General features: G+C 66.7%; 21 protein-coding genes and 1 tRNA gene. 15 read left to right on the top strand and 7 right to left on the bottom strand.

Going from position 1 to position 21,785, the window contains the following annotated elements:
- Positions 1-95: 95 nt before the first annotated feature.
- Complete coding sequence (locus AB4061_RS36550; RefSeq protein WP_441641004.1) at positions 96-260, top strand: hypothetical protein; 165 nt, start codon at positions 96-98, stop codon at positions 258-260.
- 110 nt (positions 261-370) lie between these two features.
- Entirely contained in the window at positions 371-1,879 is a 1,509-nt protein-coding gene (gene cls, locus AB4061_RS36545; protein ID WP_441641003.1) for a cardiolipin synthase, read from the top strand.
- 860 nt (positions 1,880-2,739) lie between these two features.
- Here the strand turns inward: cls and AB4061_RS36540 are convergent.
- Positions 2,740-3,366, bottom strand: a complete 627-nt coding sequence (locus AB4061_RS36540; protein WP_441641002.1) for a LysE family translocator — start codon at positions 3,364-3,366, stop codon at positions 2,740-2,742.
- Positions 3,367-3,524: 158 nt separating this feature from the next.
- Positions 3,525-4,301 carry an IclR family transcriptional regulator gene (locus tag AB4061_RS36535; protein WP_441641001.1) on the bottom strand — a complete coding sequence of 259 codons (777 nt, stop codon included), beginning with the start codon at positions 4,299-4,301 and terminating at the stop codon, positions 3,525-3,527.
- A gap of 97 nt (positions 4,302-4,398) precedes the next feature.
- Between AB4061_RS36535 and AB4061_RS36530 the strand changes: the two genes are divergently transcribed.
- The 8 genes from AB4061_RS36530 (at position 4,399) to AB4061_RS36495 (ending at position 12,240) form a co-directional block, all read left to right on the top strand.
- A complete protein-coding gene (locus tag AB4061_RS36530; protein WP_441641000.1) occupies positions 4,399-5,379 on the top strand; it encodes a tripartite tricarboxylate transporter substrate binding protein in 981 nt (326 codons plus the stop codon).
- Positions 5,380-5,485: 106 nt separating this feature from the next.
- On the top strand, positions 5,486-6,169 hold the full coding sequence (locus AB4061_RS36525) for an RraA family protein (protein ID WP_441640999.1): 684 nt from the start codon (positions 5,486-5,488) through the stop codon (positions 6,167-6,169).
- Positions 6,166-7,101, top strand: coding sequence for an NAD(P)-dependent oxidoreductase (locus tag AB4061_RS36520; RefSeq protein ID WP_441640998.1), 936 nt, complete (start codon positions 6,166-6,168; stop codon positions 7,099-7,101). The genes AB4061_RS36525 and AB4061_RS36520 overlap by 4 nt, the downstream gene beginning before the upstream one ends.
- Before the next feature lie 88 nt (positions 7,102-7,189).
- Entirely contained in the window at positions 7,190-8,173 is a 984-nt protein-coding gene (locus tag AB4061_RS36515) for a Bug family tripartite tricarboxylate transporter substrate binding protein (protein ID WP_441640997.1), read from the top strand.
- A gap of 1 nt (position 8,174) precedes the next feature.
- Positions 8,175-9,176, top strand: a complete 1,002-nt coding sequence (locus tag AB4061_RS36510; protein WP_441640996.1) for a Bug family tripartite tricarboxylate transporter substrate binding protein — start codon at positions 8,175-8,177, stop codon at positions 9,174-9,176.
- A 36-nt stretch (positions 9,177-9,212) separates the two neighbouring features.
- On the top strand, positions 9,213-10,151 hold the full coding sequence (locus tag AB4061_RS36505) for an SMP-30/gluconolactonase/LRE family protein (protein WP_441640995.1): 939 nt from the start codon (positions 9,213-9,215) through the stop codon (positions 10,149-10,151).
- A complete protein-coding gene (locus tag AB4061_RS36500; protein ID WP_441640994.1) occupies positions 10,148-11,209 on the top strand; it encodes a cyclase family protein in 1,062 nt (353 codons plus the stop codon). Before AB4061_RS36505 ends, AB4061_RS36500 begins: the two co-directional genes overlap by 4 nt.
- 50 nt (positions 11,210-11,259) lie before the next feature.
- The gene (locus AB4061_RS36495; RefSeq protein WP_441640993.1) at positions 11,260-12,240 is read left to right on the top strand and encodes a tripartite tricarboxylate transporter substrate binding protein; all 981 of its coding nucleotides are present in this window, start codon (positions 11,260-11,262) and stop codon (positions 12,238-12,240) included.
- Positions 12,241-12,371: 131 nt separating this feature from the next.
- Here the strand turns inward: AB4061_RS36495 and AB4061_RS36490 are convergent.
- Together AB4061_RS36490 and AB4061_RS36485 are read right to left on the bottom strand one after the other, a co-directional pair.
- Positions 12,372-12,447 (bottom strand) — tRNA-Met (locus AB4061_RS36490).
- Positions 12,448-12,716: 269 nt separating this feature from the next.
- Positions 12,717-12,956, bottom strand: coding sequence for a hypothetical protein (locus tag AB4061_RS36485; protein WP_150986120.1), 240 nt, complete (start codon positions 12,954-12,956; stop codon positions 12,717-12,719).
- A 157-nt stretch (positions 12,957-13,113) separates the two neighbouring features.
- Between AB4061_RS36485 and AB4061_RS36480 the strand changes: the two genes are divergently transcribed.
- Complete coding sequence (locus AB4061_RS36480) at positions 13,114-13,920, top strand: 5'-3' exonuclease (RefSeq protein WP_441640992.1); 807 nt, start codon at positions 13,114-13,116, stop codon at positions 13,918-13,920.
- 153 nt (positions 13,921-14,073) lie between these two features.
- Here AB4061_RS36480 and AB4061_RS36475 read toward each other — a convergent pair whose 3' ends face one another.
- Both AB4061_RS36475 and AB4061_RS36470 read right to left on the bottom strand, forming a co-directional pair.
- Positions 14,074-15,297: an MFS transporter gene (locus AB4061_RS36475; RefSeq protein ID WP_441640991.1), complete on the bottom strand. Its 1,224-nt coding sequence runs from the start codon at positions 15,295-15,297 to the stop codon at positions 14,074-14,076.
- Positions 15,294-16,451 carry a serine hydrolase domain-containing protein gene (locus AB4061_RS36470; RefSeq protein ID WP_441640990.1) on the bottom strand — a complete coding sequence of 386 codons (1,158 nt, stop codon included), beginning with the start codon at positions 16,449-16,451 and terminating at the stop codon, positions 15,294-15,296. Before AB4061_RS36470 ends, AB4061_RS36475 begins: the two co-directional genes overlap by 4 nt.
- 150 nt (positions 16,452-16,601) lie before the next feature.
- Between AB4061_RS36470 and AB4061_RS36465 the strand changes: the two genes are divergently transcribed.
- Positions 16,602-17,513, top strand: a complete 912-nt coding sequence (locus AB4061_RS36465; RefSeq protein ID WP_441640989.1) for a LysR family transcriptional regulator — start codon at positions 16,602-16,604, stop codon at positions 17,511-17,513.
- Between the two features lie 39 nt (positions 17,514-17,552).
- On the opposite strand, the gene AB4061_RS36460 is transcribed toward AB4061_RS36465, so the two are convergent.
- Entirely contained in the window at positions 17,553-18,422 is an 870-nt protein-coding gene (locus AB4061_RS36460) for a LysR family transcriptional regulator (RefSeq protein ID WP_441640988.1), read from the bottom strand.
- A gap of 95 nt (positions 18,423-18,517) precedes the next feature.
- On the opposite strand from AB4061_RS36460, the gene AB4061_RS36455 reads away from it, so the two are divergent.
- The 3 genes from AB4061_RS36455 to AB4061_RS36445 all read left to right on the top strand — a co-directional run bounded on the left by AB4061_RS36455 (position 18,518) and on the right by AB4061_RS36445 (position 21,753).
- Entirely contained in the window at positions 18,518-19,399 is an 882-nt protein-coding gene (locus AB4061_RS36455) for an HpcH/HpaI aldolase/citrate lyase family protein (RefSeq protein ID WP_441640987.1), read from the top strand.
- 121 nt (positions 19,400-19,520) lie between these two features.
- Positions 19,521-20,489 (top strand): tripartite tricarboxylate transporter substrate binding protein, encoded by a 969-nt coding sequence (locus AB4061_RS36450; protein WP_441641030.1) that lies wholly within the window; start codon positions 19,521-19,523, stop codon positions 20,487-20,489.
- Positions 20,490-20,559: 70 nt separating this feature from the next.
- Positions 20,560-21,753: a CaiB/BaiF CoA transferase family protein gene (locus AB4061_RS36445; RefSeq protein WP_441640986.1), complete on the top strand. Its 1,194-nt coding sequence runs from the start codon at positions 20,560-20,562 to the stop codon at positions 21,751-21,753.
- The last annotated feature ends 32 nt before the right edge of the window (positions 21,754-21,785 follow it).

The following is a 21,785-nucleotide window of genomic DNA, read 5'->3' as shown; positions in this document are numbered from 1 at the left end:
TATTGGTGGAATGGTGGAATGGTGGAATGGTGGAATGCCGCCACTGTAGATCCGGATCGGCCGTGCTTTGATGAAAGATGCGGCCCGATTGTGCGATGCACTCGACCAATGCATTGCGCTTGCGCTCCTCAACCCGCGTTGACGCCGAATCGGACTACGTGAAAATCGGCCGTTCGATCCGCAAGCTGTTCGAGGAGTACGTGGAGCGGTACAACGAGGCCACGGGCAGCAAGGCGCGCAAGGACGTGACGAAGAAGTAAGCCAGCGGCTTGTGACGGGCAGATGCGGCATGGCCCGGCATCTGCCTGACAGGCGCTTCCACGCGCGGCTCTGGTATGGTGGGCGATCCGCCACACCGCCGCCGAGCCGCATGTCCCCTTCCCTTCTCGCTACCGCCCTGCCTGCGTCCTGGTTCGCCGCACTGCAAAGCGCCATGCCGGCGGGTATTTCCTGGTGGTGGCCGTCGCTGTTCACACTGGCGGAATGGGCGATCCGCCTGGCCATGCTGGTCTATGTGCCGCAGCGCCGCGCCCCGGCGGCGGCGCGCACCTGGCTGCTGCTGATCTTCTTCCTGCCATGGCTGGGGCTGGTGCTCTATGCGCTGTTCGGCCGCATCTACTATCCCAAGTCGCGCCGCCTGAAGCTGGCCCGCATCAACCAGGGCATCGCAAACGTCCGTGACCGGGTGGCGCGCTTCGCGCCATTGCAGCCGCTGCCCGCAGCCGTCGCCGCCGATGCGGCCGGCCTGATCGAGCGGCTCGGCTCCTACTCGCCGATGCGCGGCAATGCCGTGGCGCTGCTCGACGACTATGACGCGACGGTAGCCGCGATGATTGCCGATATCGACGGCGCCCGGCGCCAGGTCCATCTGCTGGTCTATATCTACGCCGCGGACGCAACCGGCCGCGCCTTTACCGACGCCCTGCTGCGGGCGAGCGCGCGGGGCGTGCGCTGCCGCCTGCTGGTGGATGCGCTGGGCGCGCGCGCCGGCTGGCGCATGTTTGCCGATACGCTGCGCGACGGTGGCGTGGAGGTGGTGCAGGCCCTGCCCATGCGCTCGCTGATGGCGGTGCTCAAAGGCAAGAGCGCGCGCTTCGACCTGCGCAATCACCGCAAGATCATGGTGGTGGATGGCAGCATTGGCTACATCGGCTCGCAAAACGTGATCGACGCCGAGTCGATGCCCGGGCTACCCAATGAAGAACTGGTGGCGCGCGTGACCGGGCCTGTGGTGGCGGAGTTGCAAGCGGTCTTCCTGGCCGACCGCTACCTGGAGACAGGCGACAGCAACTTCGACCTCGACAGCTTCCCACCCATGGAGGCGCAAGGCCCGCACATCGCGCAGATGCTGCCCAGCGGCCCTGGCTACGGCACGCAGAACGCGCAGATGGCGCTGATCAGCATGATCCACCGCGCGCGCAGCGAAGTGGTCATCACCACGCCCTACTTCGTGCCGGATGAATCCTTCCTGCAAGCGCTGCACCTGGCCTGCTACCGTGGCGTGGCGGTGCACCTGGTGCTGTCGCAACGGATCGACCAGCGCTTTACGCAGGCCGCGCAGGAGGCTTACTTCGGCGTGCTGCTGGACTCGGGGGTGCAGATCCACTTGTATCGCCCCGCCTTCCTGCATGCCAAGCACGTCACCATTGACGATGAAGTTGCCATGGTGGGATCGACCAATATGGATATCCGGTCGTTTGCGCTCAATGCGGAAGCCGCGCTGGTGATCTATGACCGCGACGTGGTGGCGCGCATGCGGCGGATCCAGCAGCGGTATCTGGCTAATAGTGAGACGGTGGTGCGGGCGGTTTGGCAACGGCGGCCGCTGCATACGCGGACTTGGCAGAATCTTTGCCGGTTGGCGGATTCGTTGCTGTAGGTTTAGTTGGCTAGGGGTGACGTCGGTAGCCCCGCTGACGCGGGGGGAGGCGTTTGTTGGGCGGGGTTTTCATGCTTCTAGCTGCTGTCGCGGCTGTACGGGGTTGGCCGTTTACACACGTGTGAGATGTCACTTTTCTTTACTCGTAAAGAAAAGTGACCAAAAGAAAGCGATCCTTGCAGGAGGCTGGCTTGTCGGGGTTGCGTAGYCCGGTGGTTTCGTCGTCAGGCCCCGGGTTTTAATRGCCTCATGCCGTTACCGRTTTGAATGGCCACGATCCTGCGGRTGGCGCTGGTTTCGTGGTGAGGCTGCTCGGTAGCGGCATCCCTGCTCATTCATCTATCACGATATATCACGCCGTGATGGTTTCGTGGTGGGGTGGGCGCGGCGGAAGAATTCTTTGGCCTTTCGATTCGGTGCCACCGCGCCCACGACGGAAACGGGACGCTTGCAACTTCGTGGCCGCCTGCACCGCGAGCGACAGACGGCTTGAAGTTCGTGGTGGGCGCTACCGGGGGGGCACCACGCATCCCTGGGCATATGCAGGGTCGTGGTGATCTAAACTGGTAACGGCACGAGTCCATTAGCACCCGGGGCCGTACGACGAAACCATCGGGATTCCCAATGACGCCACGCCAGCCTCCTGCAAGGATCGCTTTCTCTTGGTTACTTCTCTTTACGAGTAAAGAGAAGTGACATCTCACACGTTCCAAAACGGCCAACACCGTACAGCCGCGACAGCAGCTAGAAGTAGTAAAACCCCGCCCACAACGCACCCCCCCGCGTCAGCGGGCCACAAGCAATACACATCGCACACTCCCCCCACTGAAGCATCAAAACTCCGAACTCCCAGCTCCGCCCTACATCCTCGACGACGCCAGCCGCGCGGCCAGCCCCAGGAACACCACCCCCGCAAACCAGTTCAGCGCGCGCTGCGCGCGTGCCGAGCGCAGCAGCAGGGCGCCGAACATGGCCGAGCAGTAGGCGATGACCGAAAAGACCAGCAGGGTGGCGATGATAAACACCACGCCGAGCACCATGATCTGCAGCCCGATATGGCCACGGTCCGGCGCGACGAACTGCGGCAGGAACGCAAGGAAGAAGATCACCACCTTGGGGTTGGTCAGGTTCATCACCACGCCCCGGCGGTACATATGCCCCACGCCAGCCTTGTCGCCGCTGCCCTGGCGCATCGCGCCCACCGGGGCGCGGAACGCCTGCCACGCAAGATAGGCCAGGTATAGCGCGCCGGCGATCTTGAGCACCATGAATGCGAGCTTGGACGCGGCGAACAGCGCGGCCAGGCCAAAGGCGACCGCGGCTGTATGCACCAGCAGCCCGGTGCACAGGCCAAGCACCACGACCATGCCCGCGCGGGGCCCCCGCATGGCGGATTGCAGCAGCACAAAGACATTGTCCGGGCCCGGCGTCAGTCCAAGCACCACGGCGATGCCAAAGAATGGCAATAGTGTCTCGAGCGGGGGCATGCGCTTCACTCCTTTGCTTCAGCGGATATCGCGTTGTCGGGTTAGGCCCGGTATCGGAAAAAATCGGGCAAGAGGCATGGCCGGAGCATCCGGCGCGCCATCCGCATATTGCCAGCCAGACGGCGTTTTGTGCCAGCCAGACGTGCAGGCAGGCCCGGTCAGGGGTGCCAGGTCGCCGGACTGCCCGAGGCGGCCTCCGGCGCCGGCCGATGGCTTCCCGCCATCGCATACGAGAGCTGGTTGGCCGCATCCATGACGGTCTGTGCCAGCGCGAGCAGCCTTTGCTCGCTCAGGCGAGAGGACGGGCCGGAGATGCACGCCGACCCGAGCAGCTTCCAGTGCAGGCCAAACACCGGCGCYGACACGCTGGAGACTTCCGGCTCGCGCTCGCCCATCGACAGGTGATAGCCCCGCCGCCGGATCGATTCATAAGGCTCGCCCGGCTCCCCGGAAAATGCCAGGATGACGCGCCCCGGCGCGCCGCTGTCCAGCGGCAGCGCTGAGCCGATGCGCACATGGTGCCGGATGGCTTGCGGCCCTTCCACGCGCACCAGGCACATGCGCTGCTGGCCCTCGCGCACGTAGAACGACGCGCTTTCCCCGGTCCTGATGGTCAGTTCCCGCAGTACCGGCTCCACCACTTCGTGCACATTGAAGGTGGCCTGGTAGCACGCACCCAGCCAGCCGGCGGCGCGCCCGAGCCGCCAGCTGCCGTCCTCCTTCTGGACCAGGTAGTCGTCGCTTGCCAGCGTGCGCGCGAGGCGCAGCACGGTGGTCTTGTGAAAGCCGGTGCGGCGGCTGAGCTCGGCCAGTGTGAGTTGCGCGTCGCTGACACCGAAGGCTTCCAGGACGCGCAGCGCCCGCCGTACCGCGATGACGCCGCCGCCGGCGTCGTCAGCCGCCTCGCCGGCGATGGGGGAATTGGAGGAGTCCATGGTGTGGAATGGGTTGCGTACAGTGAAACCGTATTGTACTGCGTGCAACGACCATCCAGAATCCGTTCCAACAAATAACGAGATCTGGAGACAAGCAATGACGCTGCTGCGCCGCGGCCTGACCACCGCCATCCTTTGCGCCCTGGCCTTTCCGGCCCTGGCGCAGGCTCAAGCTCAAGCCTATCCCGCCAAGCCCATCCGCGTGATCGTGCCGTTCCCGGCCGGCGGCGGCACGGACATCATTGCCCGCGAGGTCACCAACAAGGTAGCGATGGCCCAGGGCTGGCGCTTCGTGGTGGACAACAAGCCGGGCTCCGGCGGCAACCTCGGCGTGGATGCCGCGGCCAAGGCCAGCGGCGACGGCTACACCATCGTGCTCGGCCAGACCAGCAACCTGGCCATCAACCCCACGCTCTACCGCAAGCTGCCCTACGACGTGGCGAAGGACCTCACGCCGGTGGGCCTGGTGGCCAGCGCGCCGCTGGTGCTGGTGACCAACGTGGATTCGCCCTACAAGACGCTGGCCGATGTGGTGGCCGCCAGCAAGGCGCGTCCGGGCACCATCAACGTGGCCTCGCCGGGCAACGGCACCGTGGCGCACCTGACCAGCGAGCTGTTCCAGAAGACGGCCGGCATCAAGCTCACCCACGTGCCATACAAGGGCGCGGCCCAAGCCGTCAACGACCTGATCGGCGGGCAGGTGCAGTTGTACCTGTCGTCGGTGCCGACGCTGATCGGCCATATCCGCAACGGCAAGATGCGCGCGCTGGCTGTCACCTCGGCCAAGCGCATGGGCGACCTGCCCAACGTGCCCACCATTGCCGAGTCCGGCTACGGCGGGTTTGAGGCCGTGACGTGGTTCGGCTTCGTGGCGCCCGCCGCCACGCCCAAGGACATCGTGGCGCGCCTGAACGCCGAGTTCAACAAGGCGCTGCAGGTGCCCGACCTGAAGAAGAAACTGAACGACCAGGGCGCCGACGTATTGGGCGGCACCCCCGAGCAGTTCGGCGCCCTGATGAAGAAGGACACCGTGCGCTGGTCGGCCGCCGTCAAGGCATCCGGCGCACAGGTCGACTGATTCCCGCACCCGTCGCCCACCCTCTCTATCCGCTTACCCGTTACCGCTTACCGCTTACCGGTTACCCCCTTACCCGTTGCCACCCCCGAATCCACGGAGCCATGCCATGAGCCTGCCCAACATCGTCAAATCCTTCGACCGCGTACCCGCCGACATCGTCGCCCAGGCCGCGAAATTCCAGCCTGCGATCCTGGCCGACGTGGCCGGCCGCCGGGGCGCGCTGCACGGCCGCATCAGGGCGTTGCGCCCGCACATGAAGCTGGCCGGCACGGCCTTCACGGTGGAGGTGCGCCCCGGCGACAACCTGATGATCCATGCCGCGATGGCGCTGGCCCAGCCCGGCGACGTGCTGGTGATCGACGGCAAGGGTGACCAGAGCAGCGCGCTGATGGGCACCATCATGATGAATGCATGCCGCCAGCGCGGCATCGCCGGCGTGGTGATCGACGGCGCGGTGCGCGACAGCCTGGAAATCGACGAAATGGATTACCCGGTGTTCTCGGTGGGCACCAACCCCAACGGCCCGACCAAGGAAGTGGGCGGGCGCATCGGCCACCCGGTCTCGGTCGGCGGCGTCACGGTCAACCCTGGCGACTTCATCTGTGGCGACGCCGATGGCCTGGTGGTGGTCGAGCGTGAAAAGATCGCATCGCTGCTGCCGCTCGCCGAGCACAAGGAAGCCGCCGAAGCCCGCCGCATCGCGCAGATCAAGGAAGGCAAGACCAGCGCCCCGTGGCTGCTCGCTTCGCTTGTTACCGCCGGCGTGCTGAAAGAGGGAGAGACGCTGTGAGCACCAAGCCAGCCATCCTCGTCACCGCGGCCGACCTCGCGCCACAAGCCGAGGCATTGCTCGGCGATTTTGAGATCGTCTACGCCGGCAAGACGCCCCAGGCCGCCGATCTGGTGGCGCTGGCGCAGCGCCACAACCCGGTCGGCATCATCGTGCGCTACGGCGCCGTGACACCGGAGATCATGGACGCCGCGCCGGCCCTGAAGGTCATCTCCAAGCACGGCAGCGGCACCGACACCATCGACAAGCCCGCTGCCGCCGCGCGTGGCATCGAGGTCACGGCCGCGGTTGGCGCCAACGCGGCCGCCGTGGCGGAACAGGCCCTGGCCCTGCTGCTGGGCTGCGCCAAATCCTTGGTGCAACTCAACGAACGCATGCATGCCGGCCATTGGGACAAGGCCACGCACAAAAGCGTCGAGCTGGCGGGCCGCACCATTGGCCTGATCGGCCTCGGCGCCATTGGACGGCGCTTTGCCAGGATGTGCGATGCGATGGACATGCGCGTGATCGGTTTCGATCCGTTCGCTGCCGATCTGCCCGGCTACATCGAGCCGGTGGACCTGGACGCGATCTGGCGCGAGTCCGACGCGATCTCGCTGCACTGCCCGCTGACCCCCGAGAACAGGGCGATGATCAACGCCCAAACGCTGGCGCGCTGCAAGCCGGGCGTGATGCTGGTCAACACCGCGCGCGGCGGGCTGATCGACGAACCTGCGTTGCTGGCTGCGGTGCGGTCCGGGCAGGTGGCCGTGGCGGGGCTGGACAGCTTCGCGGTCGAGCCGATGACGGTGCCGCATATCTTCCACGGCCAGCCTGGCTTTCTGCTCAGCCCGCATATTGGTGGCGTGACCAGCGCTGCTTACGTGAACATGGGCGTGGCGGCGGCGCAGAACACGCTAGGCGTGCTGGCCGCGCTGAACGAAGCCGGCTAAGCGGGCCAAAGTCGCGCGCTGCGACGACAGCTGGGCAAGACGCACGAAACAGCGATTGGCCCCAGGAAACAAACAGCAGGAGACAACCATGAACACCAGATCAACCCGTGCATCGGTTCCGTGCCGCTGCGCGCTGGCAGCGATCGCCTTCATCGCCATGTCGGCGCACGCGCAGACCTGGCCTGAAAAGCCCGTCAGGATCGTCGTCCCTTACCCCCCGGGCGGCGCCGTCGACGCAGTCACCCGCAAGATGGCCCAGCGCCTCACCGAGCAAACCGGCCAGAGCTTCGTCGTTGAAAACAAGGCTGGCGCCACCGGCACCATCGGCACCACGCAAGTGGCGCGCGCCCCGGCCGACGGCTACACGCTGCTCGCCAACGACACTACGTATTCCTTGTTGCCGCATATTTTCAAGAAGTTGCCGTTCGACTACGCCAACGACTTGCAGCCGGTGGCCGCCTTCGTGTTCGCGCCGATGGCCGTGGCGGTCAAGGCAGACGGCAAGTTCAAGACGATGAGCGACCTGATCGCCGCGGCCCGCGCCGGCGATGGCAAGGTGAGCTATGGATCGGGCGGCGCCGGCACCACGCCGCACTTTGCCAGCGAAGCCCTGGGCGTGGCCACTGGCGCGCACTTCATGCACGTGCCGTTCAAGGGGGCGGGCGAGGCCACGCTGGCGCTGCTCGGCGGCACGGTGGACTATCAGATTGCTTCCACGCCCGGCGTCATCGGGCAGGTCAAAGGCGGCAGCCTGCGCCTGCTGGCGGTGAGCGGCGACAAGCGCCTTGCTGCGCTGCCCAATGTGCCGACCTTTGCCGAGGCGGGTGTCAAGGGCTATGGTGTCGTCAACTTCACCGGCCTGTGGGCACCCAAGGGCACGCCGCCGAAGGTGCTGGAGCGCCTTCAAAAAGAAGTGGCGGCTGCCATGGCCTCTCAGGACATGAAGACCTTCGCCGAAGGCATTGGCGCGAATCCGGGCTACTGGGATGCGCCGGCGTTCTCCAGGCAGCTCGCCGAGCGCACGGCATTCTGGGGCAAGATAGCGGCCAACACTGCGTTTGAAAAGCAATGACATGACGCTACAGCACATTTCCATTCGACGCCGCATCCCGGCATGCAGCCTGCTGCTGGCCGTGGGCGCTCTGGCATTGCCATCCGGGGTGAGCGCGCAAGCGCAGGCGTGGCCGGCCAGGCCGCTGCGGCTGGTGGTCGGCTTTTCCGCCGGAGGCCCGACCGATGTGGTGGCGCGCGGTTTCGCCGCGCAAGCGGGCAAAGGGCTGGGGCAGCCGATGGTGGTGGACAACAAGCCCGGTGCCAATACCATCATCGCGGCGCAAGCCGTAGCCAACGCCACGGACGGCCACACGTTGCTGATGGCAGCCACCAACCACACCATGATCCCGGCGCTTTACAGCACCCGCGTCAACTTCGACGCGATCAGGTCGTTCAAGCCGGTCTGCGTGGTCGCTGTTGCCCCCACGGTGCTGGTGGTCGGGCCTTCGTTGCAGGTCAGGACGTTGGGCGAGTTCCTGCAGAAGGCCAAGGCAAAGCCGTTGTCAGTCACCTATGGCACACCTGGCGTCGGCAGCTCGGTGCACTTCGCCAGCGAGCTGTTCGCGCGCGAGGCAGGGATACGCATGACCGCCGTCCCATACAAAGGGGCGGCGCAGGTGGTCAATGACCTGATGGCGGGGCAGGTGGATGCTTCGTTCGCGTCGCTCGGCTCCGTCTTGCCGCAGATCAAGGCGGGCAGGCTGACCGCATTGGCGATCGCCAGTCCGGCACGCTCCGCGCAGTTGCCGGACGTGCCCACCTTCGAGCAGGCCGGCGTGAAGGGCTATGCCGCCGACGCGTGGTACGGCGTCCTCGCGCCGGCAAGCATGCCGGACGCGCACGTGCGCATGCTCGAGCGCGAGGTGCAGGCCTACCTGGCCGCGCCCGGCACCACGGGGAAGCTGCGCGCGCTCGGGCTGGAGCCCGAGGCACTATGCGGCGAAGAGTTTGCCCGGCAGATCCGCCGTGAAGTCGCCACTTATAGCCAGATCGCCCAGGAGCTTGGGCTCAAGGCCGATTGATTTCGAGTCAACCTCATCGCGCGCTGCGCCATTGCCATGTTCTTGCTGAATCCCCCGGAAGTCCGTGAGCTGGATACTTTCACCCGCATGCCGATGCGATACCGCCAGCCCAGGCGCACGGTCTGGGCCGACGCCAATCAGGGTGGGCGCGAGATCGACGCCTTCCTGGAGGGGCCGGTGTTTGACGGCGCCGGCAATCTCTACGTCACCGACATCCCCTACGGCCGCGTCTTTCGTATTGATCCGAAGGGCGACTGGGAACTGGTGGCGCAATGGGACGGCGAGCCCAATGGCATGAAGTTTCTCAGCCCGACGGAACTGCTGGTGACGGACTACCGCAACGGGCTGATGCTGCTCGACACGCGCAGCGGACACGTGGCGCCATACCTGGGCCGCCGCAATACCGAGAGCTTCAAGGGCGTCAACGACCTCACCATCGATACGCAAGGGAACATCTACTTCACGGACCAGGGGCAGACCGGGCTGCACGATCCTACCGGCCGCGTCTATCGCCTGAGTGCCGCTGGCCGTCTGGAGCTGCTGCTGTCCAATGTGCCCAGCCCCAACGGCATCGTGCTGTCCCCCGACGAGAAAGTCCTGTTCGTGGCGGTGACCCGTGGCAATTGCGTATGGCGCATGCCGATCCTCGCCGATGGCGGCGTCTCCAAGGCGGGCCAGTTCTTTACGTCATACGGCCCGAGCGGCCCGGACGGGCTGGCCATGGATGCCTGCGGCCGGCTGCTGGTGGCGAACCCGGGGCTGGGCTACGTCTGGGTGCTGAACCACCGCGCCGAGCCGCTGCAGGTGCTGCGTGGCCCCGCCGGGCATTCCCTGACCAATCTCGCCTTTGGCGGCGCGGCCGGCAAGACGCTGTTCGTGACGGACTCCACGGCGGGTGACATCCTGCGCATCGACATGGATGTGGCGGGGCTGCCGATTGGCCCAAGCAAGATTGCGGCGGGAGACAAGGCATGACGCGACGCTGGAAGCATAGCCCGGAGGGCAGCCACTGGGGCGAGTTCGGAGATGACGACCAACGCGGCCGGATGAACCTGGTGGACGAGGCCAAGGTGCTGCAAGGCATCGCCGAAGTGAAGGAGGGGAGGACGTTCTGCCTGTCCTTGCCGCTGGACCTGCCGGGCGGCTCGGCGATGAATCCGCGCCGGCAGCCGCCGCGCCGCTTCTCGGTCCTGCGGGACGGCAAGAGCGCCGGGCAGCAGGGATTCTGCTGGTCGTACGCATCCGAGGACCCGAGCATCACCGATGTGGTCAACGACGATGTGGTGCTCATGAGCCTGCAGTACTCCACGCAGTGGGACAGCCTGGCGCACGTTGGCAGCCACTTCGATGCCGATGGCGACGGTGTGCCGGAGGCGGTTTTCTACAACGGCTTCAAGGCGGGAGAGCACATCCGGCCTGGCCATGAAGTCAGCAGCGCCGAGCCCTGGGCGCGCTACCAGGATCCGGTGGCGCAAGCGCTCAGCATCGCCGTGCTGGCGGAGCATGGGGCGCAAGGCCGTGGCGTGATGCTGGACCTCGAACACCATATTGGCCGCAAGCGCCATGCCGTCGGGTACGACGAGCTGATGCGCATCCTCGATGCCGACAGCATCCAGGTGGRGGCCGGCGACATGGTCTGTATCCACACCGGCTTTGCCGACATGCTGCTGGCGATGAACGGCAACCCGGACGTCAAGCGCCTGCATGACAGTGGCAGCGGCCTCGATGGCTACGACAGCAAGCTGCTGAACTGGATTGTCGACACCAGGCTGGCTTGCCTGCTGGCGGACAACCCGGCGGTCGAGCTGGTGGTGCCGAAGCCGCTGACGCCGTCGCCGATCCGCGGCCCGCGCCTGCCGCTGCACGCGCATTGCCTGTTCAAGAACGGCATTCATCTCGGCGAGCTGTGGTACCTGACGCCGCTGGCGCGCTGGCTGCGCGCGCACGGCCGCAGCCGCTTCCTGCTGACCGCGCCGCCGCTGCGCCTGCCCGGCGCGGTTGGCTCGCCGGCGACGCCGATTGCCACGGTCTAGCCGGCCGCGTTACTGAATTCAACGCATTGCAAATCGACGGAGTCGAACACATGCACAAGAAGTTTGTCGCCAAGGGGCTGATAGTGGTCCTGCCGCTGTTCGGGACTACGGTCACCGCCAATGCCAACGCCGCTGGCTATCCGGACCATCCCATTCGCCTGGTGGTGCCTTACCCGGCCGGCGGTGCGGCGGACACCGTGGCGCGGATCCTGGCCGCTCCGCTTGGCGCGAAGCTTGGGCAGACGGTGGTGGTCGACAATCGTCCGGGTGCCAGCGGCGTCATTGGCGCAGGCGCGGTAGCGAAGGCGGCGGCCGACGGCTACACGCTGCTGCTCGACGCTACCGCCCACTCGGTCAACCCCAGCCTGCAGCCCCGGCTGCCGTATGACACCAACAAGGACTTCGTCCCCGTTTCGCTCGTCGTGCTGGTGCCGAATCTTCTCGTGGTGCCGCCGAATTCGCCGTTCAACAAGCCCCAGGACCTGATTGCCGCCGCCAAGGCAAAACCCGGCAAGCTGAGCTATGCGTCCGCCGGCCCGGGAACCGCCCAGCATCTCGCGGCGGCCTTGTTCAGCCAGCAGTCCGGGCTGAACCTGCTCCACGTGCCTTACAAGGGTGGCGCGCCGGCGCTGAGCGACCTGATGGGCGGCCAGGTGGACCTGATGTTCAGCAACATGGCGGCCTCGTACCCGCTCGTCAAAGGCCAGAAGCTGAAGGTGCTTGCCACCACGGGGACCAAGCGCGCTCCCGCGCTGCCAGATACGCCCACCGTGGCGGAGTCCGGGCTGGCGGGCTACCAGGTCTACGAATGGAACGGGCTCTTCGCACCCGCCGGCACGCCGCCGGCGATCGTGGACCGGCTTAGCGGCCTGGTGCGGCAAATCCTCCAGTCGCCAGCGGTGAGGCAACGCTTGCTTGCCATCGGCGCTGAGCCGGCCGGCTCCACCCCGGCAGAGTTCAGGCGTTTCGTCGATAGCGAAACAGCGCAATGGGCGCAGGTCATCAAGGACGGGAGTATCAAGCCTGAATAGGCGCCGGAAAGTGCAGGGCGCGGCCCGACATCCCGCCGGACCCATTTGCCCCTCGGCATGCCACCGCGCCTCCAGCGCCGTGCCAACGCAAAAAAGCCCGTGCGGCGTGAACCGTACGGGCTTTCAGAATCTGGTTGCGGGGGCAGGACTTGAACCTGCGACCTTCGGGTTATGAGCCCGACGAGCTGCCAACTGCTCCACCCCGCGGGCCGAAATATACGCGGGTTGGTGCGTCATGGATAGTCCTGATTGGGATTATTTTCAGAAATGGTCTCGGCGGATTGCCAGAATCAATGCAGATGCTGCAAGAATGAGCGCGGCATTCGCGCTTTGTCGGGCATCCGAGCGGTGGCCGATCCCGTCGTCAAGCCACGTATTCGCCGCACGCGCAGCATCAACGGACACGATTGCCCGTGAGATCGGCGGTGCACATGCACCAAATCCTGGCGCCGGCCTGGCAGCAACCACCCCCGCTCTTACCCTCCGGCGGCATCCTTCGGCGCCGGAGCCAGGCGGAACTGCGCGGACAAGTCGGCCTCGGCGCCAAGCTGGGCATCGGTCTGCACGACGCCTTTCGCGGCGAGCTTCGTGAGTGTCCGCGCTGCCTGGATCGGGCTGACGCCCGTGGCCTTTGCGACCTGATATGCATCCATCGGGGTGCCCGTCTTTTGCAGGGCGTCGATTACTGCCTGGCGAGTGTCGTGATTGTTGTTCATTTCCGGGCGTAGGTTGAGTCTGCTCAGACTAGACGAGGTGGACCGCCGGCGCAACCCCGCATTCTTGCTGATTCCCCCGCCCGAAAAGGTTGCGCGACGGGCGTCGCACGTCAGAATAGAGGGTCTGACTGCACGCATCGCAAGAATCGCAAGAACAATGAAGCACACACTACTGCTGATCGACGGCCTGAACATCCTGCGCCGGGTCTATGAAGCCAACCCGGCCGAAGACATCCCGACCAAGGTTGAGGGTGCCGTGCTTTCGGCGCTGGCCTCGTTCCGCCGGGCCTTGACCGACTGCAAGCCCACGCACGCGCTGGCGGCGTTTGATACGGGCGGCAAGACCTGGCGGCACGCGCTCTATCCCCAGTACCGCCAGCACCGCAAGCCCATGGACCCGGAACTGGCGGAGGTCCTGCCTGACTTCCGGCTGACGCTGACGGAAGTGCTCGGGCTGCAGACCGTCATGATCGACGGCTACGAGGCCGACGACATCATCGCCACGGCCTTTTATCGCTGGACCGCGAGCAAGGAGGGGCAGGTGATCCCGGTGAGCACGGACAAGGACGTGCTGCAGCTGATTGCCGACGGCGCCATTGTGCGCAACCACTTTGCCACCGCGAAGAACGGGGAGCCGTCCTGGTTCGATGAACGCTACGTCATGGATAAGTTCGGCGTGGGCAGCCACCAGCTTGCCGACTATCTCGCGCTGCTGGGGGATAGCACGGACGATATCCCCGGTGTCGAGAAGGTCGGGGCCAAGACCGCGGCCAAGCTCCTGCAGCGCTACGGCGACCTGGAGGGCGTGCTTGCCAACGCCGCCGAGGAAAAAGGCGTGGTCGGCAAGAACCTGGCGGAACAGGCACATCTGGCCCGGCTCTCCCGCCAGTTGCTCTCGCTGAAGACCGATGCCCAGCTTGGCCTGACGTGGAACATGCTGCGGGTGGGCGAATCGGCTGAGTAGTGGTTGAGTCGTGGTTGAGTCGTGGTTGGGGAGTGGCTGGGTAGCGGCACCTGGCGTTCCTGGCGGTGCCCATGGTCGGCGCCTTTACGCATCGACCCGGCCAAGGCGATCGCGATCAAGGCATACCTGCTGCTGCTTCTTGCATTTTTGGTTTTAGGTTTTAGCCGCCATGACGCTGGCGCGGCCCGGCTTGCGGTCGAACAGCAGCAGCTTCAGCGCCATGCACAGCGTTGCCAAAGCGGCGAACAGCCAGCCGCCCCACAACGCGCCCGTCATGCCCGCTGCGGTGATGCACCAGCCGCCCACCGCCGAGCCGGACACCACGCCCAGGTTGGCGGCCGAGATATAGAGGCTGGTCGCGAACTCCGGGGCTTCCGGCGCAGCGGATGCCAGCCACATCTGGCTGACGATCAGGCCGCTGGTATGCGCGGCGCCCCATAGCAGGCAGACCGCGATCATCGGGACAAACGAGGCATTGCCGCAGGCGTAGAGCACAAGGTAGGCACCACCCAGAACCGCCGGGTGCAGCAGCGCGGTCCGCGCCAGGTTCTTGCCCAGCAACCGGCCGGCGATCAGGTTGCCCGCCACGCCGCCGATACCGAACACCACCAGCAGCGCGCTGATAGCCTCGCCACCCATGCCGGCCTCGCGCGCGAGGTACTCGGCCGCATAGCTGTAGACCGAGAACATCGTGGCGAAGACGAACACGGTTGCGATCAGGTTGAGCCACAGCGTCGGTTTGCGCAGGATGGCCGAGGGCCGGCTGGCGGATGCGGCCTGCGCGGGTGCGGGCCGCTGCGCCGCATCCGGCAGCATGGCCTGCAGGCCGATTCCCGCCGCCGCGTTGACGGCGGCGCAGAACAGGAAGGAGGCTTCATAGGAAAAGCGCGCCGCAATCCACGCGGTGAGCGGCACGCCCAGCACCAGGCCCATGCTGGTGCCCACGAAGGCCATCGCCGTGGCGTGCGTGGCTCGCTCCTTCGGGTACAGCGACACGGCCGCCGCGAATGCCAGCGAGAAGAACACCGGGTGCAGCAGCGCGGGGACGATGCGCAGCGCCATCAGCCCGGCAAAGCTCGGCGCCCACGCCGACAGCACGCTGCAAGCGGCGAACACGAACAGCGAGCCCGCCAGCACCTTGCGCCGGGCATAGCGCGACAGCCACAGCACCATGAATGGCCCGCACACGGCCACCACCAGCGCGAACAGGCCGACCAGCCAGCCTGCCCGGGCCACCGTGACCCCGTAGCGCGCGACGATGGCGGGCAGGATGCCGACCACGCCGAACTCGATGGCGTAAAGGCCAAACAGGCCGAGCGCGATAAAGAACAGGGAGCGGCCAGCATCGATGCCCTTCATGGGTGCCACATGGCTCATTGCGCCACCGCCTCTTGCCCATAGACGGCGTCGCGCAGGTCCATCACGAAGCGGCCGGACATGCCTTCGTACAGGGTGTTGGTGAACGCGGCCACGCTCAGGCCCCGGGCGCGGTCGACGAACCAGGAGTGCCCGTAGGCGCCGCCCCAGCGCCAGGTGCCGGCCGACTCCGGCGAGCCGGCCGCAGCCGGATCGTACAGCACCGAGAAGCCCAGGCCGAAGCCGGTGCCCGGCGCATCGGGCGGGCCCCATGCGCCGGTCTGGTTGCGGCCCATTTCATCGACCCAGGCAGCGGGCATCAATGGCTCGCCGCCCTGGCGCAGGGTTTCCAGCAAGCGAAGGAAATCGCCGGCGCTGCCAACCATGCCGGCGCCGCCGGAGGGGAAGGCACTGGTATCCAATGCGCGCGCCGGCGCGTAGTGGATGCCAGCCGTGCCGTCAACGACAGGGACCACATCGCGCGCGCGCATGCGGCGCGGCACCGGCGTGTCGTTGATGTAGGCGGTGGCCAGGCGCCCGGCATCGGCCGCGGCAAAGCCGGTGTCGACCATGCCCAGCGGACCCGTGACCAGCGCGTGCACCGCGTCGGCCAGCGGCGCGTCGCAAACGCGTTCGATCACGGCGCCAAGCACGTCCGTGGCCAGCGAATAGCCCCAGGCGGTGCCCGGCTTGTAGAGCAAGGGCACGCTGGCGATGCGGCGCAGGTTTTCCGCGAGCGTAATGCCCGGCTGGTCCATGCCGTCCGACACGCCTGCGCGGGCATAGGGCCCGTGCTCGTCGGCTTCGAAGAAGCGGTAGCCCAGCCCGGCGGTATGGGTCATCAGTTGCCGCACGGTGATGATGGCGGGGCTGCTGTCGGCCAGCCGCGGCGTGAAATCCGGCAACCAGCGGGTCACGGCCTCGTCGAGTCCCAGCCGGCCTTGCGCCAGCAGCGCCATCGCCGCGGCCGACACGATGGGTTTGGACACCGACGCCAGGCGGAACAGCGTGTCGGCGTGCATCGGGAGGGCGGCTTCGCGGTCGGCCATGCCGGCGGCGCGGCGGTGGATCACTTCGCCATGGCGGGAAACCAGCACTACGGCGCCGACCAGGCGGTGGTCGGCAATGGCTTGTTCGATGACCGCGTCGACGCGGGCGGGCAGGAGGGCGGACATGCGTGTTTTCCTTCGTCGCAAGAATGTTGAGGGGACCAGGCGAACGATAAGAAACATTTGACTCGGGAAAAAGTAGGCTAGAGTTCCTGGTTATCCGGACAAGGTTGTCCGTAATCGAGGATCGAGGTGCCTGGCATGAGGGGAAAGCCGATGGACAGCCTGAGTGGCTTTACCGTGTTTGTGCAGGTCGCCGAGACCCGCAGCTTCGTGGCCGCCGGCCGCCTGATGGGCGTGTCTGCGTCGGCCGTGGGCAAGAGCGTGGCCAGACTGGAAGAAAAGCTCGGCGCGCGGCTGTTTCACCGCAGCACGCGCAGCATCACCCTGACGGCGGAAGGCGCGCAGTTCCTGGAGCGCAGCCGCCGCATCCTGGCCGAGATCGAGGCGGCGGAGCAGGAGCTGTCGCACGCAGCCGAAGCGCCGCGCGGGCGCTTGCGCGTCAGCCTGCCGCTGGTGAGTTCGCTGGTGCTGCCGGTGCTGGGCGACTTCATGCGGCAGTACCCCGAGATCGAGCTGGACCTGGATTTCACCGACCGCATGGTGGACGTGATCGAAGAGGGTTTCGATGCCGTGGTGCGCACAGGCGAGCCAAGCGACTCCCGGCTATCGGCGCGGCGCCTTGGCGCGTTCCGGATCCTGCTGGTGGCATCGCCGGCGTATCTCGCGCAGCGCGGGGAGCCCCGGCAGCCCGCGGACCTGGCCGGGCATGCCTGCCTGCAATACCGCTTCCCGAACAGCGGCAAGCTGGAAGCCTGGCCGCTGCGCCGCGCAGCCGTTGATCCGGAGTTGAACCTGCCCACCTCGATGATCTGCAACAACATCGAGACCCGCGTGAGCTTCGCGTTGCAGGGCCTCGGCATCGCCTGCCTGCCGGACTTTGCCATCCGCGAGGCGCTGGCCGACGGCCGGTTGCGCACCGTGCTGGACGACTACGTGGACCGTAGCGGCACCTTCCGCGTGCTGTGGCCGGCCAGCCGGCACCCGTCGCCCAAGCTGCGCGTGTTCATCGACTTCCTGGGCGAACGGGTGTTTCCGGGCGGCGCGGATCATTCCCATTCCGTATGAGCATCGGCGGATCGGCGCGGGATCGGCGCCAGCAAGCGCTCAGGCGGCCGCCTGCCGCGCGTGCCGCAACAACGAGAGGATCAACGGCGTGCGGGGCGAGGCGCGTTGCCACAAGATGCCGAACCGGCGCGGCTCGGTCGCTTGGGGCAGCGTCAACTTGGCGATGCGCAGGCCTGCCGTCAGCGGCGACGCGATGTCGGGCACGAGAGACACACCCAGGCCCCGGTCGACCATCATGGCGATCGCCACCAGCGAGCTGAGCTCGAACCGCTCGTGCGCGGTGATGCCGGCTCGCCGCAGGTACCGGTCGGCCTGCTTGCCGCCGCCCACGCTGCGGTCGTAGCGGATCAGCGGCTCGGTGCGCAGCAGGTCATGCGGATCGCGCCGGGCCAGCCGGGCGGGCGCCAGCACAACCAGCGGTTCCTCGCGCAGCAGCTCCCACACGATGGTCTTGGGCAGCGCGAAGGGCGGGTGCAGGCAGACGGCCGCATCCAGCTCCGCGTTTTTCACGGCGTCGTACAGCGCCGCCGATTTGTCCGACTGGATAAACACGGAGACACCCGGATGCTCCGCGGCGAATCCGGCGAGCGTTTCCGGCAACAGGCTGTGCAGCGCAGTGTTGATCGTGCCCAGGCGCAGTTCGCGCGGTGCCTGCGCCTCATTCACCCAATCCCGCAATTGGTTGAAGTCCCGCAGCAGGGCGCGGGCGCGTTCGGCCAGCCGTGCGCCCGACTCGGTCGGCGCCACGGTGCGGCCGGCCCGGCCCAGCAAGGCAGTGCCCAGCTCCCGCTCCAGGACGTGGATCTGCTGCGCGATGGCGGCGGGCGTCACGTTGAGCCGCCGGGCGGCTTGCGCGAGGGAGCCGGTATCCATGACGACCAGGAACGCGTTGAGGTAGGCTGTCTCCATACATTCTCTATCGATTAAAGAAAGACATAGATAGTTTATCTTTGTTCTGGCGTGACCCACACTGGCGTACTCCAAAGCCACTGGTTCACGTTGCCATGAGAAGCAAACTGTTCGTCCCCGGCTCCCGCCCGGAATTGTTCGACAAGGCCTTGGCCAGCGCCGCGGACGGGCTCTCGTTCGACCTCGAGGACGCGGTGGCGCAGGAGCGCAAGCCGCAAGCGCGCGAGGCACTGCGCGAGCTGCTGCGCTCGGGCCAGGCCCGCGCCAGCGGCAAGACGCTGATCGTGCGGGTCAACGCGCTGGACACCCCTCACTTTGCGGCCGACGTGGCCGCCGTGGTGCAGCCCGGCCTGGACCTGATCAACCTGCCCAAGCCCGAGAGCGCCGACGACGTGCGCCGCGCCGCCGCCGCCATCGAGCAGGCGGAACGCGCCAACGGGTTTGCGCATGGCGTGGGCAGCCCGGTCCGCCTGCTGCTCAACATCGAAACGCCCAAGGCGCTGCGCCTGGCCGGCGAATTGGCCGCGGCCCACCCGCGCGTGGCTGGCTTGCAGCTTGGCCTGGGCGACCTGTTCGAGCCGCTGGGCATTGCTAGGTGCGAAAGCGCGGCGATCCAGCAAGCCATGTACGCGGTGCGCATGGCAGCCGGCGAGGCCGGCGTGTTCGCCTACGACACGGTGTTTGCCAACATCAAGGATGAAGCCGGGTTCCGCGCCGAGGCCGAGCTGTCGCGCCGCATGGGCTTTCTTGGCAAGAGCTGCATCCATCCCAGCCAGGTCCCGCTGGCCAACCAGGCCTTCCGCCCGAGCGACGAGGAGATCGGGCATGCGGCACGGGTACTGGAGGCCGCGCGCGATGCGATGGCCAGGGGCGTGGGCGCCTACGTGGTGGACGGAAAGATGATCGACCCGCCGTTCGTGAAGCGGGCGGAAGCCATCGTGGCTACCGCCAGGCGCCTTGGATTGCTGCCTGCCTGATTCCGCCGGGGTCCGCAGCCAGGATCCGCAGCCAGGATCGGGCTGCACCGCATGGGGCAAACAAAAAACAGAAGGAGACATCTTGAAAACACCATCCGTATCCGTATCCGTATCCGTATCCATTTTCCGTAGCGTGGCGCTGGCCGCCACGGCCAGCGCCTGTCTGGTATCCGGCGCGGCGTTCGCGCAGGGCGGCTATCCGAGCAAGCCCATCACCATCGTCGTGCCCTATCCGCCGGGCGGCTCCAACGACATCTTCGCGCGCATCGTCGCCAAGGAGATCGGCGAGGAGCTCAAGCAACCCGTGGTCATCGACAACCGGCCCGGCGCCAGCGGCAATACCGGTACGGGCATCGTGGCCAAGTCCGCCCCGGACGGGTACACGCTGGTTGCGGTGTCGTCCAGCATGACGACCAACGCCGCGGTGCAGGCCAAGCTGCCGTTCGATGCGGTCAAGAGCTTCGTGCCGGTGGCGATGTTTGCGCAAGGGCCGTTCATCGTCGCGGTCAACAATGCGTTTCCCGCCAGGACGCCGCAGGAACTGATCGCGGCAATCCGCGCCAGGCCGGGCAAGTACAACTACGCCTCAAGCGGGCCGGGCAGCGTCAACCAGTTCGGCACCGAGCTGCTCAAGGCCAGGGCCGGGAACCTGTTCATCACGCATATCCCGTATCGCGGCATGGGTCCCGCCGTCACCGACCTGATCGGCGACCAGACACAGCTGCTGATCTCCAGCGGCCCCTCGTTGCTGCCGATGGTGCGCGCCGGCAAGGTGCGCGCTGTTGGCATCACCAGCCTCAAGCCGAGCCCGATCGCGCCGGATCTCACGCCCATGTCCAGCGCGGTGCCGGGCTATGAGTTCGAGCTCTGGTGGGGCCTGCTGGCGCCGGCCGGCACGCCGCCGGCGATCATCAACCAGCTCAACACCGCCGTCAACACCATCTTGTCCAAGCCTGAGATCAAAGCGGCCTTCCTGAAGGAGGGCGCCGAAGCCAGGCCCGTCACGCCGGCCCAGTTCGCCGCCACCATCGCGCAGGACGTGGAACGGTGGAAGACGCTCGCCAAGCGCCAGAACATCGTCGTGGACTGATGCCAGCCCACCCTGCCTCTATTGCCCCTACTGCCTCTATGGCCTCTACTGCCTGTTTCCGGAGATCTCCATGCGTTCCCCCTCTGATGACCGCGCCGCGCCGCTGAGCGCGCGCACCGGCAAGCCAGGCCCGCTGTCCGGCCTGCGCGTGCTGGACCTGAGTGCCTACATCGCTGGCCCCTATGGTTGCTCGCTGCTGGCCGACCAGGGCGCCGAGGTCATCAAGATCGAGCCGCCCGCCGGCGACAACCTGCGCAAGTACCCTTCCTCGCTGGAGGCCGAGAGCCGCGCCTTCCTGGGCGTCAACCGCAGCAAGCTGGGCGTGGTGCTCGACCTCAAGCAAGCCGGCGATCTGCAGCGGCTGATGGCGCTGGTGCGCACCGCCGACGTGCTGGTGCACAACTTCCGGCCCACCGTGCCGCCCAGGCTGGGCATTGCTTACGAACAGCTCAAGCTGGTCAACCCGCGCCTGATCTATTGCGCCGTGACCGGCTATGGGGAAGACGGCCCGCTCAAGGACAAGGCTGGCTACGACCAGGTCTTGCAGACCATGACCGGCATGTGCACGCTGCAGGGCAAGCAGGGCGGCGCGCCAGAGATTCTCTATGGCTCGGTGGTCGACTACTACGGCTCGGCGCTGGTCGCCGGCGGCGTCGCGTCCGCACTCTACGAGCGTGAGAGAAGCGGCGAAGGCCAGTATGTCGGCATCTCGCTCTTGCGCGCGGCGCTGACCATGCAATCGGCCCGCATGGTCTGGGCGGACAACGAACCCAGGGAGGTTGGCCGCGACATGCGCTCAGGCGGCATCACCGGCATTCATCCGACCAAGGAAGGCTATCTCTACATCTCCGCCAACACGCCGCATTTCTGGGCGGCGCTTTGCGAGAAAACCGGCCTGGCGGAACTCGCCACCGAGCGCTACGACAGCGTGCGCAAGCGCGCGCTGCATCAGGATGAGATCGTCCCCACGCTGCACCGCGCGCTGGCAACCCGCACCGCGCTGGAATGGGAGGCGCACTTCGGCGAAGCGGTCCCCTGCGCCGCCGCGCGCTCCGTGGAAGACATGTTCGACTTCCCGCAGGTGCAGGCGGAAGGCATGGTGGCCACGTTCGAGCATCCCACCGTGGGCCGGTATCGCRGCTTCACCCGTGCCATCAAGTTCGGGCGCACGCCGGGGCCGGAGCCGTTCGCGGCGCCGGTGCTGGATCAGCATGGGCAGACGGTGAAGGCGGAGGCGGACAGGCTGGTGAGCGAGGGGATGTAGCGGCTCGCGCCGGGCTTCGGGCTTCCATTCAT

This window comes from Cupriavidus sp. YAF13 (assembly GCF_052113425.1).
GTDB lineage: Bacteria > Pseudomonadota > Gammaproteobacteria > Burkholderiales > Burkholderiaceae > Cupriavidus.
This window is presented reverse-complemented; position numbering and strand designations above follow the sequence as displayed.

Coding starts and splice junctions, on each gene's coding strand:
- AB4061_RS36475 (WP_441640991.1), bottom strand. CDS start 15,297: ATGAGCCATGTGGCACCCATGAAGGGCATCGATGCTGGCCGCTCCCTG.
- AB4061_RS36495 (WP_441640993.1), top strand. CDS start 11,260: ATGCACAAGAAGTTTGTCGCCAAGGGGCTGATAGTGGTCCTGCCGCTG.
- AB4061_RS36455 (WP_441640987.1), top strand. CDS start 18,518: ATGAGAAGCAAACTGTTCGTCCCCGGCTCCCGCCCGGAATTGTTCGAC.
- AB4061_RS36470 (WP_441640990.1), bottom strand. CDS start 16,451: ATGTCCGCCCTCCTGCCCGCCCGCGTCGACGCGGTCATCGAACAAGCC.
- AB4061_RS36525 (WP_441640999.1), top strand. CDS start 5,486: ATGAGCCTGCCCAACATCGTCAAATCCTTCGACCGCGTACCCGCCGAC.
- AB4061_RS36540 (WP_441641002.1), bottom strand. CDS start 3,366: ATGCCCCCGCTCGAGACACTATTGCCATTCTTTGGCATCGCCGTGGTG.
- AB4061_RS36460 (WP_441640988.1), bottom strand. CDS start 18,422: ATGGAGACAGCCTACCTCAACGCGTTCCTGGTCGTCATGGATACCGGC.
- AB4061_RS36515 (WP_441640997.1), top strand. CDS start 7,190: ATGAACACCAGATCAACCCGTGCATCGGTTCCGTGCCGCTGCGCGCTG.
- AB4061_RS36530 (WP_441641000.1), top strand. CDS start 4,399: ATGACGCTGCTGCGCCGCGGCCTGACCACCGCCATCCTTTGCGCCCTG.
- AB4061_RS36505 (WP_441640995.1), top strand. CDS start 9,213: ATGTTCTTGCTGAATCCCCCGGAAGTCCGTGAGCTGGATACTTTCACC.
- AB4061_RS36480 (WP_441640992.1), top strand. CDS start 13,114: ATGAAGCACACACTACTGCTGATCGACGGCCTGAACATCCTGCGCCGG.
- cls (WP_441641003.1), top strand. CDS start 371: ATGTCCCCTTCCCTTCTCGCTACCGCCCTGCCTGCGTCCTGGTTCGCC.
- AB4061_RS36550 (WP_441641004.1), top strand. CDS start 96: ATGCACTCGACCAATGCATTGCGCTTGCGCTCCTCAACCCGCGTTGAC.
- AB4061_RS36485 (WP_150986120.1), bottom strand. CDS start 12,956: ATGAACAACAATCACGACACTCGCCAGGCAGTAATCGACGCCCTGCAA.
- AB4061_RS36465 (WP_441640989.1), top strand. CDS start 16,602: ATGGACAGCCTGAGTGGCTTTACCGTGTTTGTGCAGGTCGCCGAGACC.
- AB4061_RS36510 (WP_441640996.1), top strand. CDS start 8,175: ATGACGCTACAGCACATTTCCATTCGACGCCGCATCCCGGCATGCAGC.